Here is a 15,145-nt window from a genome sequence, read left to right as displayed (position 1 = left end):
ATTCTTGGTCGATTGAAAAGCATAAGATGCTACAGCAGCTTGCCATCCAATCCTAGTTTAATGAGTTGCACTTGAGAGTTGAATCCAGGTTTTTATATTGCTTGTTGTATTTGTTGCTTTCTTAATTGGAAGTGATCAGATTCAAGCTCTAAATCACTTAAAGGTGTTAATCGACAAGCTAAAGCAAAACCCATGGCTGCTTCTTCTTCGCTAATATGGGCTTTACTCATACGCTTAGTCTGATAATCACCTTGCAGAACTTTGACTTTACAAAGTCCACAACCTCCTCCTCGACAGCCTACGTGAATAGCGCGTTGACTTAGTTTTGCCATAGCCATTAGCAATGGTTCACCCCTAGGCACCTGGAACACTTGTTGACGATTAGTAACGGATATCTGGCAAATATTTTTTATGCTCATAATTAACCTTTTAACTAGCTAAATACGCTTAAGCTTATTAAATGCGTTTAAAAAGGGCTGATTTTGAATCTGCCGTTGCACCATCTGCCGCAGTTAAAAACTTCTCCATATGGATATCTGCTTCAAATACACGTCCCTGCATCAACATAGTGATAGCTGCATCAATCATCGGTGGTGGACCACACAAATAAGCTTTATGGCCAGACAAGCGGCCTTTAAAGTGATCACTCGCTGCTTCGTGTACAAAACCACAAAAACCTTGCCAATCATCACTAGCCAAAGCGTCATTTAAAGCAGGTAGGTAATGAAAGTTACTGTGCTGCTCCGCCAAAGCTTCTAGTTCAGATTTCTTGTAAAGCTCAGCTAAATTTCTGGCACCTTGAAAGAGATAAATTTGCCTCTCATCACCCATTTCAAGTAAGTCACTAATCATTGAAAGCGGGCTAGATAAGCCAGAGCCACCAGCAATAAAGATGACATCCTTGTCATCAGTCTTACGAACAAAAAATTGTCCATAAGGGCCTGAAACTTCTAATTCATCACCCACTTTCATGGTTTGGTGAATCCAGCCAGTTCCTTTACCTTCAGGTACTAGCCGCACATGTAAATCAACATAGCTTGCGTTAGCAGGTGAGTTAGCAATTGAAAATGCTCGACTTCCTTCAACACCAGGTAAATTAAGGTTCACATATTGACCTGCCTGAAATTGCATAGGCCGATCTAGTGCTAGTCGAATACCTTTAATAGTGGGCGATAGCTCCTCTATAGAAACTACCTTTGCTTGATAATCTTCAATTTGATAACCAGCAAAATCTGGATCAACATCTATATCAGCTTCAATAACTAAGTCAGACTCAGGTAGTGCACAGCAAGCTAAAACAACGCCTTCTTCACGCTCCATATCCATCAGTGCAAAAGGTGAGGCAGCACCAACATCTACATCACCCTCAAGCACCTGTACTTTGCAAGTACCACAGGTTCCATGTCCGCAAGCAAAAGGTAGCCATACACCCTGCCTTAATGCTGCATCTAACAGGGTTTGCCCTTCTTCTACTTCAACAAGATCACCTGTTGGTTCAACTGTTACCTGATAGGACATAACTTTCTCCTCAAACTCCCGCGTTCTTGTAACCCTTAAGCTCAGGGGTTTGAAACCTTAGTAATGACTTATGGCCTATACCCTGTTCTTCTAGACTTTTATCTAACTGTGGTTTAAAAGGTTCGTTATCTAATAGCCAAGTGGCAGTTTCCCAATTAATTTTGCTGTATTCAGGGTGCACAGCAAAACCTTCAGGCATTACCTTGTCTCTTAGGTCTGCAAAAGTGGTGGTTGGTGGTAATGGGTAGGCAAAAGCAGCACAAAACATTAGGTGATGATCCCAACCCACATAAACAATTTGATTGCCATGAAAGTTTTCAAAACGATCTTTTGCTTCAAACTTATAATCAGGTGTTATAGCTACGACTGGCATGGTATTAATTCCCGTTTAGGGAGCTACTAGGTAAAACCTTTCCTAGTAGCTCTGTTTTTATTATTCAGGTTGTAATAGTTTATTAAGCTACGCCTTTACCTTTCCATTCATTCCAACGCTTCTCATCTGGTGAACCCTTGAAGTCCATATTGTCTTCACCTAGATTCATTTTGTAGTACTCACGTAATACTGTTTCCACATCTGCACCACCACAGTTACCTTGATATATTTGGTGTACAGGTAGCCAAGATTGCACATACTTTTCGGGCTCTTCATCAAAAATATGTTTACAGCCATCTGAACAGAAATGGTATTTTTCACCTTCAAAATCACTCGAGCGATACGAGATTTGAGTAGGGTTATCCATTTCAGTAAAGCCCATAGGAATCTGACAGGTAGTGCAAAGTTGTGGCAAGCCATTGGTGTAAAAACGCTCCCCCCTATCCTCCATTTCTTTTGCTAACTCCCAACGTGGGCGGTAGTATTTATCGAAGGTATCTGGGTACTTTTCACTTAACCAATCCATTTCTTCTGCACTAGGAATCCAAGTGTGGAAGCCAGCAGCGTGGCCATGGGTATAAAAGATCCACCAAGCTTGGTGAGAAATGTGCTCTTTTTCTTTAGCTGTTGTTTCTACAAATTTAGGCATGCGAATGCCGTAACGCGCTAAATCTTTAAAAAGCGCGCCACCGGCATCTTCAAAATAAACTTCCCAAGCTTCTTTCCAGGACATCACCTTGTTGGGCAACATGTAGTCCATCATCATTCCAACAAGCGCTAGTAAGCGTGTGCCACGCCAAAACCACTTATCAATCCATTTTTGTACAATGGGTACGTTGTCTTCATGCTGCTCAAGTAGAAACTTAATAATCTCTAAGCCTAAAGTCATATGGCGAGCTTCATCAGACTGAGCTGAAAAACCAAACGTACAGGTAGCCATATCACCGTTGTGCGCTGCACCTGACATAAAAGGTACAAACAACAAGTTAGTTAAAACGTATTCAAAACTAAAACTAATCGCAACTAAGAACTCAAAGGGACCTGCAGAACGCGCATCATCAAAAAAAGATTTAGGTACTGACAAGTACCAAACACGGTCATGCATATGTGTCCAGTCTTGAAAGCCATCAAAAAATTTATTGTAATGGCTCATGGCATGAATTTGAGTTTGTACATGACGCAGCTCATCAATGGATTGCATCTGACAAGCAACCCGTGCACCGGCTCCACCAAACTGACGACCCACATGGGCATAACCTTGGAAAGCTTGGTATTCAAGCGGTGATACACCGGTTAAAAACAACTTAATCGCATTAACATAGCGTGCATCTGTTACGTTTAAGTGACCATTGTTCTGTGAGAAAGCATCAAAAATAGCATAAAGCTTCTTTTCTTTTTCAGCCTGATATTTCCAATAAGAATCCATAGTCAAACGGAAGGGATCTTCCCATTTAGACCAGTCAGTAATTTTAATGCCTTCAAACTCTTCGTAAGGAAAAGCTTTTTTACGATCGGCATAGTCGTAGTCCCAGTCTAAGTCGCGTGTTAGTGCACGGTATTTTTCTTTAAGGTTAAGTTTTTTAGCAACCATAATATTTACCTTTTTATTATTGTGTTTAACTTAAGTATTCCAGTTCAGACTCAGTTGATCTTCATCTTCATCAACGTTGCCACCAAGAGTAATTAGGCTTAAATGCAGTTCTTGCATATCCCAATCTCGCCCAATTTTCTCTTCTACAGAGGCTCTACGTACTACTAACTGCCCATCATTCTCAATTCGGATCATGGCTGGCTGGTTAATAACCGTAGCAGTTGGATTGTCGTCAACAATTGCTTCAACGATATAACGAGAATCGTCATTATCTTGTAGTGCTAAATAAACCTTTGACATGTTGACTCCTTAGCGAGTAATACCAATTTTATTGAGGCGTGTTTCTAGCTGTGCATCTGCTACATCCAGGGCATCACTGTTATCCAACATAGCTGCAGCAATAGGTTTTAGTGCTTCTAGAGTTTTTTGACGCCATTGTTTAACCCAACTTTCAAGAAGTGCACGATTGTCTTCAGATTCACTAGCCACCGTTTTCAAAACACTATCTAACCAACGGCTGCTATCTTTACTCCATACGTGCATAAACTCAGTAAGTAGAGCGACATCTCGACCACCCATAGCGGCTAACTTTTCGTCTAACTGCTCATAAAAAATATTAAAGATCAGCGTATCGACAACTAGGTCTTGAGCAATAAAAACCTCAAACCAGTCTTCAACAGTGGTCATTTCTTCACACAAAGCTCGCATGTCTTGCCAAGCAGGATTTTTTATCCACTCTTGTTTAGCTGTAGCTAAAGATTCAGAACTATTGCCATCTAATAACAGGCCAATTCTTGAAAGGTATTGAGCATTACCCAGCCTATCCATTGCGTTATAGAGCAACGCCTGAGTAATTGCGGTGCCATAACCAAAAGCGCAGCCATACATATTGTTTAGGTTCGCTGTATGTTCAACATGACGTAAGGGAATTAGGTAGGTAATTAGGTGTGATTTAACTTCTTCAGGTAAATGCTCGGCTAAACCACGTTTATCAAAAAAGCTGTAATTAGTTTCAGTTGCTTCTTGATGCTTGGCACGTTGCTGCACATAAGTACCATAGTAAAACTGGCGAGGATCTTTAAGGTCGTACCAGTCTGCCATTTTTATTTGTGTACGACTTTTATCGTTCAGCTCGTGCTGTGGCTGCCATAATGGACGGTAATGGAAGTTTACTTCGCCTTGGAGGTCATAGGTTGCTTCTTGATAGCGTGAAGCTAGCTTATCTCCAAAGCGCCGTTCAATATTGGCAAAAGTATTGCGTATTGGCTGTAAAGTTGCTGTTTTTATTTCAATTGTCATCAGCTCTTACCCATCAGTTGTTTTATTGTTATTAAGCGGATCGGTTGCGATTTTGTGACATCAAAGTGTCTTCATCGCCATAGCGCCATTTCTCTAGCTCTGCATCAACATCAGCCATCTGCTCATCTGTCATATGAACAACGGCATTATTAGTGCAAAAAACCTTGAAAACAGCTGGAGGCATTATCAACTCTACAAACAGAGAGGGTTCTCCTATTGCAAAGTCAAACTCAACGAACCGTGCATCTGGCTTACTGCGCACTCGTATATACTTAGTGAGATTAGGCAAACCATAGCTAGAAGCTATAGACTGCTTTTGAACTGCTTGTAAACGTGACATTCTAGATTCCCCTAGTTTTTATTTTTGGGTTAGTCATTTATCTACAAGTGTACCGTTGCAACCAGCGTGCCAAAAAAACAAAAATAAATATAAGCCCTTGTTTTATAAATGAATAACTAATAATTAAGTGTGTTTTTTTATTTTCTAACAAAGTCAAAAATCAACTATAAACTTCATCAAAAGATCAACCTAAATTATCAAATTGATCTTTTGATCAAACTGCTGACTTGTGGGTATTTTATAAATGCAGGGAATAATTTTTTAACATTATTTAGGAGTATACTGAACGAATCGACTCTTAAATTAATGGCTCTTCAATAACAAAACCTATAACAACTACAAATAGCTAGGTGTAAAAGTGTCAGAAAAAAACCTTCAGCTGCCAAATTTTGAGCAGCTTTTAAAAAAACTAAAATTTAGTCCTGAGGAAGGCAAAATTTGGCTAGCTGAACAACGTTCAGTGCTTATGAGCTTAGGTGCCTTATCTAGTTTTAGAAAAGAGATCCTTACAACCCTAGGTCAAGAAAGGGGCAAGGGTTTTTTTATGCGACTGGGTTACTTTTCAGGATTAAAAGATGCAGAACTAGCACTTGATATTGAGAATGACTCTGAACCTGATCAGGCATTTTTAGTGGGTCCAATGCTGCATAATTTGCGCGGTATGGTTAAAGCCATACCACTAGTGCTTGAGTGTGATTTAGAAAAAAAGCATTTTTACGCTGAATTTGAATGGATTGATTCTTTTGAAGTAGAAATCTGCAGAACTACTTTAGGTCAATTAAACGAACCTGCTTGTTGGATACTGCTAGGTTATGCCTGTGCTTATTCTAGTCACTTTGCGGGTATGGATATCCAATTTAGAGAAGTCGAATGTTGTGGGCAGGGAGATCACCAATGCCGTATCGTTGGTAAGCTAGCAAATGAATGGCCAGACCACGAAGAGTTCAGTTTGTTATTTAGAGAAGCACCCTTAATCGATGAGCTTTACGAACTGCAATCACGCCTCGCTGATTTAGAACAAACTCTAGCCTACAGCCCTGAAAGCATGCATAAAGCGCTGGGTGAAGCCCCTCCTTTTACCAGTGCATTGGCTATGATAGATAAAGGTGCTAATTCTGAAGTAACTATGCTGTTGCTAGGTGAAACAGGTACAGGTAAGGAGGTACTTGCTCGACGCGTTCATAGTATGAGTCAACGTAATGATCAGCCTTTTGTGGCTGTTAACTGTGCAGCTATTCCACCTGAATTAATTGAATCTGAACTTTTTGGTGTTGAAAAGGGTGCCTATACTGGTGCAACCCAATCGCGTAAAGGTCGATTTGAGCGTGCCAATGGCGGTACTATTTTTTTAGACGAAATTATTGAGCTCAGTGCCCGCGCTCAGGCAGCTTTACTACGCACTTTACAAGAAGGTGAAATAGAGCGAGTCGGTGATAATCAAACCCGCAAAATTGATGTAAGAGTAGTTGCTGCAACCAATGAGGACTTAGCCGTTGCAGTAAAGGAAGGACGATTTAGACAAGATCTTTTCTACCGTATTAATGCCTACACAGTCATTATTCCTCCCCTAAGAGAGCGCAAAAATGACATAGTTCTTTTAGCAGAGCATTTTCGTAAACGCTACGAGAAACAGTATAAAAAAACCACTTTAGGGTTTACAGATTTAGCCATTGAAGCGCTGCATAGCTACAACTGGCCGGGCAATATTCGTGAGCTAGAAAACACCATTGAACGAGGCATAATTCTTACTGATGAGCAAAACTCAATTACAGAAATGACCTTATTTAATGCTGGGCACTCTTCTCTAAACACTCAAACAGGTGATGTTAGAAAAATCAATCAACAGTCTGGTCAAATTGAAATTGTTGACAACAAAAGCTACCTAAAAACTACTCTAGCTGAACAGGTACTTTACAACCAAATTAGCCTTACTGAACTAGAAGAAACACTCATCGAAAAAGCAATGCAAAACGCTGAAGGTAAGGTATCTGTTGCTGCCAGAATGTTAGGTCTTAGTCGTGCAGCTTTTGCATATCGCTTAAAACGGATAGAGGAAACAAAAGAAGAAAATAAACCCAGTCATTAAGGGCTAAGTTAGTGTTAACTAGCCTTAAATCTTGCCCGGTTAGTTAACACTTACCATCCAAAACTTAACTAGCTTTAGTCCAGCTAGTACCATCTTTAGTGTCTTTTAGCAGAATACCCTGCGACTCTAACTCTTCTCTTATTCTATCGGCTTCAGCAAAATTTCTATCCTGCTTGGCTAAGAGGCGCTTTTCAATCAAGGTTTCTATTACATCAGGGTTAATAGACTGCTGCCTAGTTAGTGCTTTACCTTTTAAGAAGTCGTCTGCATCTTGCTGCAACATACCCATGATTCCACCCAAGTCTCGCAACTCAAAAGCTAAAGCTTCTGTTAGGGGTTGGTCATCTTGTAAACCAGCACGATTTAAACTTCGCGCTAAGTCAAACAAAACAGCAAAAGCTTCTGGGGTGTTAAAGTCATCATCCATGGCAGAAAAAAACTGACTACGCCATTCCCCTGCAGAAGCAACTAGGTCAGCATTTTCAACTGGCTTAATGTTTTGTAAAGCTGTGTAAAAACGTTCTAGGTTTTTTCGAGCATCCTGCAAAGCGCTTTCTGCGTAGTTAATGGCTGATCGGTAATGGCTAGCTAATAATAAATAGCGAATAACTTCGGCATCATACTTTTCTAGCACATCACGAATGGTAAAAAAGTTACCTAACGATTTAGACATCTTTTCTTGATCAACGCGAACCGCGCCAGCGTGCATCCAGGTGTTTACATACTTTTGACCTGTGGCCGCCTCGCTTTGAGCTATTTCATTTTCATGGTGTGGAAAAGGTAGATCGGGACCACCGCCATGAATATCAAAAGTGTTACCTAAGCAGCAGGTTGACATAGCTGAACATTCTATGTGCCAACCTGGGCGACCATCACCCCAAGGTGAAGGCCAGCTAGCTTCGGTTGGCTTGGCAGCTTTCCAAAGTACAAAATCAAGTGGGTCTTCTTTAAAAGAATCCACCTCAACTCTAGAGCCAGCTTGCATTTCATCTAGGTTGCGGTTGGTTAGCTGACCGTAATTTTCAAACTTACGCACTCGGTAGTAAACATCACCATTGCTTGCAGCATAGGCATAACCCTTTTCTTCTAGGGTTTGAATTAGGTTAATGATTTCGGTGATATAAGCTGTCGCACGCGGCTCGCTGTCTGGGCGTAATACGCCTAGCTTAGCTTCATCTTCATGCATGGCTTTAATCATGCGCTCAGTTAGTTCACCTATGGTTTCATTATTTTCGTCAGCGCGCTTAAGAATTTTGTCATCTATATCGGTAATGTTACGCACATAATTCACCTCGTAACCACGGGTACGCAAATAACGGGTGATCATATCGAAGGCGACCATTACCCTTGCATGGCCAAGATGACAAAGGTCATATACGGTAATACCACAAACATACATTTTAACTTTGCCAGCTTCTAGCGGTGTAAAAACTTCCTTTTTGCGCGTTAAGGTATTGTAAATTTTAAGTTGCGGTAAGCTCTTCATTTCAACCCTGTTTTTTCTGAATTTTTGCCCAAGTATCTTTAAGGCTAACGGTGCGGTTAAAGACTAATTTAGTACCTGGCTGGTGGTCGTAACGATCAGCACAAAAGTAACCCACCCGCTCAAATTGAAAGCGGTCTTCGGCTTGTGCAGTGGCAAGACTAGGTTCGGCTATAGCCTCTACCACACTTAATGAGTCTGCGCTTAAGTGTTCTAAGAAGTCGACATCTTTATCTGAATCCGGGGACTCAACTTGGAAAAGATTATCGTATAAGCGCACCTCAGCTGGAAGACCGTGCGTTGCGCTAACCCAGTGAATAACGCCTTTTACTTTGCGGCCTTCAGGGTTTTTGCCTAGGGTGTCTGGGTCATGGCTGCAACGCAGTTCAATTATATTGCCTGCTGCATCTTTAATGACTTCATCACAACGAATGACCCAAGCATTACGCAAACGAACTTCTTGACCGGGTGCTAAGCGGAAGAATTTTTTGGGTGGCTCTTCCATAAAGTCGTTACTATCTATGTATAACTCTTTAGTGAAAGGCAAAGTACGCTCACCTAGTTCTTCTCTAGCTGGGTGGCTAGGTGAGCTTAGCATTTCTTCACGGCCTTCTTCCCAGTTAGTAATCACTACTTTAATGGGATTAAGCACTAGCATAGCGCGTTTGGCTGAGTGTTCTAAATCGCTACGCAGAGCAAAGTGCAGCATTCCAATATCAACTACACCACCGGAACGGTTAACACCAATCATGTCGCAAAAATCTCGTAAAGATTTAGGTGTATAACCACGACGGCGCAAACCTGAAATGGTGGGCATGCGTGGGTCATCCCAACCCTTCACCACACCTTCATCAACCAAGAGTTTGAGTTTACGCTTAGAAGTGACTGTGTAATTTATATTTAGGCGTGCAAACTCGGTTTGTACGGGTTTTGTTGGCACAGGTAAGTTATTTAAAAACCATTCATACAAGGGGCGATGGTCTTCAAACTCTAGCGTACAGAGTGAGTGGCTAATGCCTTCGATTGCATCTGACTGGCCATGGGTAAAATCATAGCTAGGGTAAATACACCACTTATTACCTGTTTGGTGATGCTCTTGGTGGCGTATGCGGTAAAGAATAGGGTCACGCAAATTGATGTTGGGCGCTGTCATATCAATTTTAGCGCGTAACACCTTGGCACCATTAGGATAGTCACCTGCCCGCATTTTATTAAATTCGGCAAGGTTTTCTTCGATACTGCGTTCACGAAAAGGGCTGTTAGTACCTGGTTCGGTTAAAGTGCCACGGTACTCACGCATTTGTTCAGCATTTAGCTCACAAACATAAGCTTTACCATTATTTATTAGGTCAACCGCCCAATCAAAGAGCTGTTCAAAATAGTCAGAAGCAAAGCGCACCTCGCCTGTCCATTCAAATCCTAGCCAGTTAACATCTTCTTTAATGGCATCAATAAACGCTTGGCTTTCTTTTTCTGGGTTGGTGTCATCGAAGCGCAAATGGCAATCGCCACCAAATTCTTTTGCTATGCCAAAGTTTAAACAAATACTTTTAGCATGACCTATATGCAGGAAACCATTGGGCTCTGGAGGAAAACGGGTGATTACTTTTTGCTGTTGACCTGCTTCACGCTGCTGAATAATCATGTTGCGAATAAAGTTGGTTGCAGCAATCATTTCGGGCTGACTCATAAGACTCGCTCTATAACAGGTTGGTTAAAATACCTAAAGAAAAGTATTATAGCGGATGCAAGCCGCCCTATACAGGCGTGCACCTTTGAATTAACGGAGATTACTATGTCTGACAGCAACCCTCAGGTTCGCCTAACCACTAATTTTGGTGATATTTTACTAGAACTTAATGCTGAAAAAGCCCCTAAAACTGTGGCTAACTTTATTAGCTATGTGGAAAGCGGTCACTATGATGGTACTATTTTTCACCGTGTAATCAGTAACTTTATGGTACAAGGTGGTGGCTTTGATGCTGATTTCAAACAAAAGCCTACCCAAGAGCCAGTAGAAAATGAAGCCGACAATGGCCTAAGTAATGTCAACGGCAGTGTTGCTATGGCACGTACTATGGACCCTCACTCAGCCAGCGCACAGTTTTTTATTAACGTAAAAGACAACGACTTTTTAAACCATACGAGTAAAAACACTCAAGGTTGGGGCTATGCTGTTTTCGGTAAAGTTACTGAAGGCATGGATATTGTTGAAAAAATTAAAGGTGTCGCTACTGGCAACAAGCAGGGTCACCAAGATGTACCTGTTGACAATGTTATTATCGAAAAAGCTGTTCTCCTAGACTAACTTCCTAATGTTACTCTTTATTTCAGATATGCATTTGCAGGAAGATCGCCCGGTTTTAACCCGGGCTTTTTTGCAGTTTTTAAAAACGGATGCCGTGCAAGCGCAAAAAATCTACTTACTAGGTGATATTTTTAATTACTGGGTAGGTGACGATGCGATGACAGTTTTTCATAAAAAGATTGCTGGGGCATTAAAGCAGCTGGCAGAACAAGGAACCCAAGTTTTTATTATGCAGGGCAACCGTGATTTTGCGCTGGGCGAAAGTTTTTGTAAACAAGCTTCCTGCACCCTTTTGAAAGACCCTAGTGTCATTACACCTTTTGGTCAACCTATTTTGCTGATGCACGGCGATTTGCTGTGTACGCAAGATGTTGGCTACCAAAGAATGCGCCGTGTATTACATAACCCTATTATCAAATACCTTTTGCTTAACCTACCTTTAAAGCTACGGCTAAAAATTGCAGATAAAGCACGTCAAATAAGCCAGTCAGCTACCCGTAAAAAAGCCAGCTATATTGTTGATGTAACTCAGCAAGAGGTAGTACGCAGAATGGAAAAGCACCAAACCACCTGCCTAATTCATGGTCATACTCACCGCCCAGCAGTGCATAATTTACAAGTAGAGATAAAAGGTAAGAAGCTACCAGCTAAGCGTTATGTTTTAGGCGATTGGAGCGACCAGCAAGGCTGGAAAATCACCCTAGAAAAAGATGATATCCAGCTTAGCGAGTTCAGTTTTAGCGGTTTTTAAAATTTATCGGTTTTTAAAAGTAGGCGCGCGCTTTTCAACAAAAGCCTGCATACCTTCACTACGGTCCTCAAAAGCAAAACTACTTTGGAAAGCATGACGCTCAAAACGCATACCTGCATTTAGGCTGGTTTCATAAGCTTGATCAACCGCATCTTTAATTAAAGCCGTGACTGGTCGAGACTGTTCGGCAATGGTTTGTGCTGTTGCTAAAGCCTCAGTAAATAGCTCTTCTACTGGTAAAATACGGCTCACTAAACCACTACGTTCGGCTTCTGATGCATCCATCATACGGCCGGTTAAACACATTTCCATGGCTTTAGCTTTACCTATAGCGCGAGTTAAACGTTGCGTACCACCTGCACCTGGCATGGTTGCAAGTTTGACTTCTGGCTGACCAAAACGAGCAGTATCACTAGCTAGAATAAAATCACACGCCATGGCTAGTTCACAACCACCACCTAAAGCCATACCAGAAACAGCTGCTAGCATAGGTTTGCGACGTGACTCTAATACTTCCCAGCCATCGCCTTGCACATAAGGAAAGTTCATAGCAAATAGCTCTGGGAAGTCTTTACTGGCCATTTCAGGAATATCCGCGCCAGCTGCAAATACTTTTTCACTGCCTTGAATAAGCAGACACCCCACTTCAGCATCTTGCTCAAAAGCATTAACAGCTTGGCCCACTTCCGCAATTAACGCCATGGATAGTGCGTTATATACCTTAGGTCGATTAAGGGTAATAACACCCACCGCACCTTTTTTTTCTACTAAAATATTTTCATAAGCCATGGGCTAGTTCTCACTAGTTTTCTAATCAATAAGATTACTGTTTGGGTTGGGTAGTACCAGCATCAACTTGAGGGCGATTAGCTTCAGCTTTTGTTAAAGGCTCGCACTCTTCTAACGTAGCTAGGCAACGTTTTGTTAAACGCTGGTACTCGCCCGTGCCTTCTTGTTTCCAAGCAATTTCTTCAGCGCTTAATTTGCGGTGTACTTTGGCGGGTGAACCAATAATTAACGATTCTGCTTCACAGGTAAAACCTGCTTTAACAAAAGCCGTAGCTGCAACGATAGAGCGTGGTGCAATTTTTGCTCCATCCATGACGACAGCATTCATACCCACTAAGGAATCTTCACCGACAATGCAGCCATGCAAAATAGCACCATGACCTATATGACCGTCTTTTTCGACCACCGCATCTAAGCCAGGAAAAGCATGCATCACGCAAGTATCTTGTACGTTAGCGCCTTCTTTAAGAATAATTCGACCAAAATCACCACGCAAACAAGCGGTGGGGCCTACATAACAATTAGGACCAATATGTACATCACCAATTAATACCGCTGTTGGGTGAACATAGGCGGTCGGATGTACAACAGGTGTGACACCTTCAATTTTATAACAGGGCATTTTTTATTTTCCTTGAAGTTTACTGGTTTAAGTGAGTCTGCCTAATAAAGCAGACTAACTTAAGCTGCACCTAAGCGTCAGGGTTAAAGCTGACGCTTAGGTCACAGTAAAGCAAAGACAACTAACCTAAGGCTAGTTAAACGTGACGACGACTTTGTACAACAACAAAGCGGTTCACTAGGAAGGCAGCATCACTTAAGCAGGCATTAGCGGCAGGGTTGCCACCGGTTGCGTGGAAGTCACTAAAGGCAGCGGACTGGTTAACAAATACGCCACCATCTAGGTTGCAAGAAAGTGCAACTTTAACGTCCATTGCCAGTTCTTCTGCTTGATCTAAAACAGCGTCAGAGGTTGAGTAAACACCCAGGGTTATTGCACCCTGCTCATCCAATACTTCTTTGGCTAAGCGCATAGAGTCTTCAGTCGATTCAGTGGCAATTAAGAAGGAGATAGGACCAAAGCGCTCTTCTGAATAGGTTGCTTGGTCTTTACCATCTACTTTAAGAATTAAGGGTGTGCGTATGCGCGCATCTGGGAATTGAGCGTGAATACGGCTTTCGCTATCTAGAACAATTTCGCCCAAGCTACGGCACTCATCAATACGCTTAGCCGTTGCTTCTGATTGAATCGCACCTAGTACCATGCAAGCACGGTCGTTATCGCCTAAGAATTTACTGGTTGCTGTAGCTAATGCCTGTGCAAACTCATCAAAGCTTACCTTACCTTCAGGGGTGTCTATGCCGCTTTTAGGTACATAAATAGCCTGAGTAGTGGTACACATTTGACCCGAGTAAAGGCTGAGGGTGAAAGCCAGGTTGCGGGTCACGGCTTTTAAGTCACTCACGCTATCTACAATAATTGAGTTAACACCGGCTTTTTCAGTGAATACTTTAGCGTGCAGCGCATTCTGCTCTATCCAGTTACCAAAAACGCTAGAACCTGTGTAGTCAATCACTTTAACTTTTGGATTCATCACTAAATCTTTGGCAACAGGTTCTTCTAGTGTATCAACTGCTAAACTAACAATTTGCGGGTCTAGGCCAGCTTCTTTAAGCACTTCTTGGGCAACTTTAACGGTTAGAGCAGCAGGCAGAATAGCAGCAGGGTGCGGCTTAACAATCACTGGGTTACCCGTAACTAGGCTAGCAAACAAACCTGGGTAGGTATTCCAAGTAGGGAAGGTAGAACAACCAATAACGACTGCTACACCTCTGGGTACGATGGTGAATTTCTTATCCATCACCAAAGGATCCATCTTACCTTGTGGCTTATTCCAACGTGCCGTAGCTGGTACTGCATTCATAGCATCCCAACCGTAAACAACGGCTTCTAAAGCTCGGTCTTGAGCATGAGGTGCGCCCGCTTGGAAGGCCATCATAAAGCCTTGCCCACTGGTGTGCATAACGGCATGCCCCATTAAAGGGCTCATATCATTAAGGCGTTGCAGTATTTCCATACACACACCCACACGACCTTTAGGGCCAGCATCACGCCACTGAGGTATAAGTGAGTGCATAACATCAACTAGCTGACCCATATCTGGCTGGTCATAACTAGTGCCTAAATCCAAGCCATAGGGTGAACGCTCACCTGTGATTTTTTTAGTAGTGGCAGGGCCTTCTAGTTCAAAGTGCTGATTGCACAAAGCTTTAAAATCTTCAGGAGCAGATTTAACTAATTCTTCTGGGTATTTTTTTAAGTTTTCAGAATAGGGTGACCAGTATTCACGCGTATGAATAGCTTCAATGGCACGATTTAATAGTGCTTCATGGCGATCAAACAAAACTGCAGGTGTTACTGCTGACATAATATAAGTCTCCTAAGAACTTGGCTTATCTAAAATATAGGTATTTATACAGCGCACCAACATAGCATCAACAATTTAAAACAAGACGCGCTTTTTGTATCACATCCACCCACCAAAGCAAAGCAATCAGCTTTATTTATACTCGGAAAAGGTAAACTAACGGCTCAAAAACAAATCA

Annotated in this window: 15 protein-coding genes; 3 read left to right on the top strand and 12 right to left on the bottom strand. The window is 41.9% G+C overall.

The features are described from left to right. Positions 1–92: 92 nt before the first annotated feature. From BP27_RS0111130 to BP27_RS0111100, 7 genes are all read right to left on the bottom strand, one after another. Positions 93–419, bottom strand: a complete 327-nt coding sequence (locus BP27_RS0111130) for a 2Fe-2S iron-sulfur cluster-binding protein (RefSeq protein ID WP_027851619.1) — start codon at positions 417–419, stop codon at positions 93–95. Positions 420–456: 37 nt separating this feature from the next. Further along, positions 457–1,518 (bottom strand): NADH:ubiquinone reductase (Na(+)-transporting) subunit F, encoded by a 1,062-nt coding sequence (locus BP27_RS0111125; protein ID WP_027851618.1) that lies wholly within the window; start codon positions 1,516–1,518, stop codon positions 457–459. 10 nt (positions 1,519–1,528) lie between these two features. Next, a complete protein-coding gene (locus tag BP27_RS0111120; protein WP_027851617.1) occupies positions 1,529–1,891 on the bottom strand; it encodes a phenol hydroxylase subunit P4 in 363 nt (120 codons plus the stop codon). Between the two features lie 82 nt (positions 1,892–1,973). Then, on the bottom strand, positions 1,974–3,482 hold the full coding sequence (locus BP27_RS0111115) for an aromatic/alkene/methane monooxygenase hydroxylase/oxygenase subunit alpha (protein ID WP_027851616.1): 1,509 nt from the start codon (positions 3,480–3,482) through the stop codon (positions 1,974–1,976). 30 nt (positions 3,483–3,512) lie between these two features. Further along, positions 3,513–3,782 carry an MmoB/DmpM family protein gene (locus BP27_RS0111110; RefSeq protein WP_027851615.1) on the bottom strand — a complete coding sequence of 90 codons (270 nt, stop codon included), beginning with the start codon at positions 3,780–3,782 and terminating at the stop codon, positions 3,513–3,515. A gap of 9 nt (positions 3,783–3,791) precedes the next feature. Continuing rightward, positions 3,792–4,781 (bottom strand): aromatic/alkene monooxygenase hydroxylase subunit beta, encoded by a 990-nt coding sequence (locus BP27_RS0111105; RefSeq protein ID WP_027851614.1) that lies wholly within the window; start codon positions 4,779–4,781, stop codon positions 3,792–3,794. A 31-nt stretch (positions 4,782–4,812) separates the two neighbouring features. Next, positions 4,813–5,121 carry a phenol hydroxylase subunit gene (locus tag BP27_RS0111100; protein ID WP_084324587.1) on the bottom strand — a complete coding sequence of 103 codons (309 nt, stop codon included), beginning with the start codon at positions 5,119–5,121 and terminating at the stop codon, positions 4,813–4,815. A 358-nt stretch (positions 5,122–5,479) separates the two neighbouring features. Between BP27_RS0111100 and BP27_RS0111095 the strand changes: the two genes are divergently transcribed. Continuing rightward, the gene (locus BP27_RS0111095) at positions 5,480–7,207 is read left to right on the top strand and encodes a sigma-54-dependent Fis family transcriptional regulator (RefSeq protein ID WP_027851612.1); all 1,728 of its coding nucleotides are present in this window, start codon (positions 5,480–5,482) and stop codon (positions 7,205–7,207) included. Between the two features lie 64 nt (positions 7,208–7,271). Here the strand turns inward: BP27_RS0111095 and cysS are convergent, their stop codons facing one another. Then, positions 7,272–8,693, bottom strand: a complete 1,422-nt coding sequence (gene cysS / locus BP27_RS0111090) for a cysteine--tRNA ligase (RefSeq protein WP_027851611.1) — start codon at positions 8,691–8,693, stop codon at positions 7,272–7,274. 1 nt (position 8,694) lies between these two features. Then, complete coding sequence (locus BP27_RS0111085; protein WP_027851610.1) at positions 8,695–10,380, bottom strand: glutamine--tRNA ligase/YqeY domain fusion protein; 1,686 nt, start codon at positions 10,378–10,380, stop codon at positions 8,695–8,697. A gap of 105 nt (positions 10,381–10,485) precedes the next feature. Here BP27_RS0111085 and BP27_RS0111080 point away from each other — a divergent pair, with 105 nt between their 5' ends. Continuing rightward, a complete protein-coding gene (locus BP27_RS0111080; protein ID WP_027851609.1) occupies positions 10,486–10,998 on the top strand; it encodes a peptidylprolyl isomerase in 513 nt (170 codons plus the stop codon). Positions 10,999–11,005: 7 nt separating this feature from the next. After that, positions 11,006–11,749, top strand: coding sequence for a UDP-2,3-diacylglucosamine diphosphatase (locus BP27_RS0111075; protein WP_027851608.1), 744 nt, complete (start codon positions 11,006–11,008; stop codon positions 11,747–11,749). Between the two features lie 3 nt (positions 11,750–11,752). Here BP27_RS0111075 and BP27_RS0111070 read toward each other — a convergent pair whose 3' ends face one another. The 3 genes from BP27_RS0111070 to paaN form a co-directional block, all read right to left on the bottom strand. Next, positions 11,753–12,538: an enoyl-CoA hydratase-related protein gene (locus tag BP27_RS0111070; RefSeq protein WP_027851607.1), complete on the bottom strand. Its 786-nt coding sequence runs from the start codon at positions 12,536–12,538 to the stop codon at positions 11,753–11,755. 34 nt (positions 12,539–12,572) lie between these two features. Further along, positions 12,573–13,160 carry a phenylacetic acid degradation protein PaaY gene (gene paaY, locus BP27_RS0111065; RefSeq protein WP_027851606.1) on the bottom strand — a complete coding sequence of 196 codons (588 nt, stop codon included), beginning with the start codon at positions 13,158–13,160 and terminating at the stop codon, positions 12,573–12,575. Positions 13,161–13,296: 136 nt separating this feature from the next. Continuing rightward, positions 13,297–14,967 carry a phenylacetic acid degradation protein PaaN gene (gene paaN, locus BP27_RS0111060; RefSeq protein WP_027851605.1) on the bottom strand — a complete coding sequence of 557 codons (1,671 nt, stop codon included), beginning with the start codon at positions 14,965–14,967 and terminating at the stop codon, positions 13,297–13,299. Between the last annotated feature and the right edge of the window lie 178 nt (positions 14,968–15,145).

Source organism: Marinospirillum insulare DSM 21763 (assembly GCF_000686905.1).
Taxonomy (GTDB): domain Bacteria; phylum Pseudomonadota; class Gammaproteobacteria; order Pseudomonadales; family Halomonadaceae; genus Marinospirillum; species Marinospirillum insulare.
This window is presented reverse-complemented; position numbering and strand designations above follow the sequence as displayed.

Bases quoted from the DNA above. Each gene is read 5' to 3' on its own strand.
- BP27_RS0111130 (WP_027851619.1), bottom strand. From the start codon at position 419: ATGAGCATAAAAAATATTTGCCAGATATCCGTTACTAATCGTCAACAA.
- BP27_RS0111125 (WP_027851618.1), bottom strand. From the start codon at position 1,518: ATGTCCTATCAGGTAACAGTTGAACCAACAGGTGATCTTGTTGAAGTA.
- BP27_RS0111120 (WP_027851617.1), bottom strand. From the start codon at position 1,891: ATGCCAGTCGTAGCTATAACACCTGATTATAAGTTTGAAGCAAAAGAT.
- BP27_RS0111115 (WP_027851616.1), bottom strand. From the start codon at position 3,482: ATGGTTGCTAAAAAACTTAACCTTAAAGAAAAATACCGTGCACTAACA.
- BP27_RS0111110 (WP_027851615.1), bottom strand. From the start codon at position 3,782: ATGTCAAAGGTTTATTTAGCACTACAAGATAATGACGATTCTCGTTAT.
- BP27_RS0111105 (WP_027851614.1), bottom strand. From the start codon at position 4,781: ATGACAATTGAAATAAAAACAGCAACTTTACAGCCAATACGCAATACT.
- BP27_RS0111100 (WP_084324587.1), bottom strand. From the start codon at position 5,121: ATGTCACGTTTACAAGCAGTTCAAAAGCAGTCTATAGCTTCTAGCTAT.
- cysS (WP_027851611.1), bottom strand. From the start codon at position 8,693: ATGAAGAGCTTACCGCAACTTAAAATTTACAATACCTTAACGCGCAAA.
- BP27_RS0111085 (WP_027851610.1), bottom strand. From the start codon at position 10,380: ATGAGTCAGCCCGAAATGATTGCTGCAACCAACTTTATTCGCAACATG.
- BP27_RS0111080 (WP_027851609.1), top strand. From the start codon at position 10,486: ATGTCTGACAGCAACCCTCAGGTTCGCCTAACCACTAATTTTGGTGAT.
- BP27_RS0111075 (WP_027851608.1), top strand. From the start codon at position 11,006: ATGTTACTCTTTATTTCAGATATGCATTTGCAGGAAGATCGCCCGGTT.
- BP27_RS0111070 (WP_027851607.1), bottom strand. From the start codon at position 12,538: ATGGCTTATGAAAATATTTTAGTAGAAAAAAAAGGTGCGGTGGGTGTT.
- paaY (WP_027851606.1), bottom strand. From the start codon at position 13,160: ATGCCCTGTTATAAAATTGAAGGTGTCACACCTGTTGTACATCCGACC.
- paaN (WP_027851605.1), bottom strand. From the start codon at position 14,967: ATGTCAGCAGTAACACCTGCAGTTTTGTTTGATCGCCATGAAGCACTA.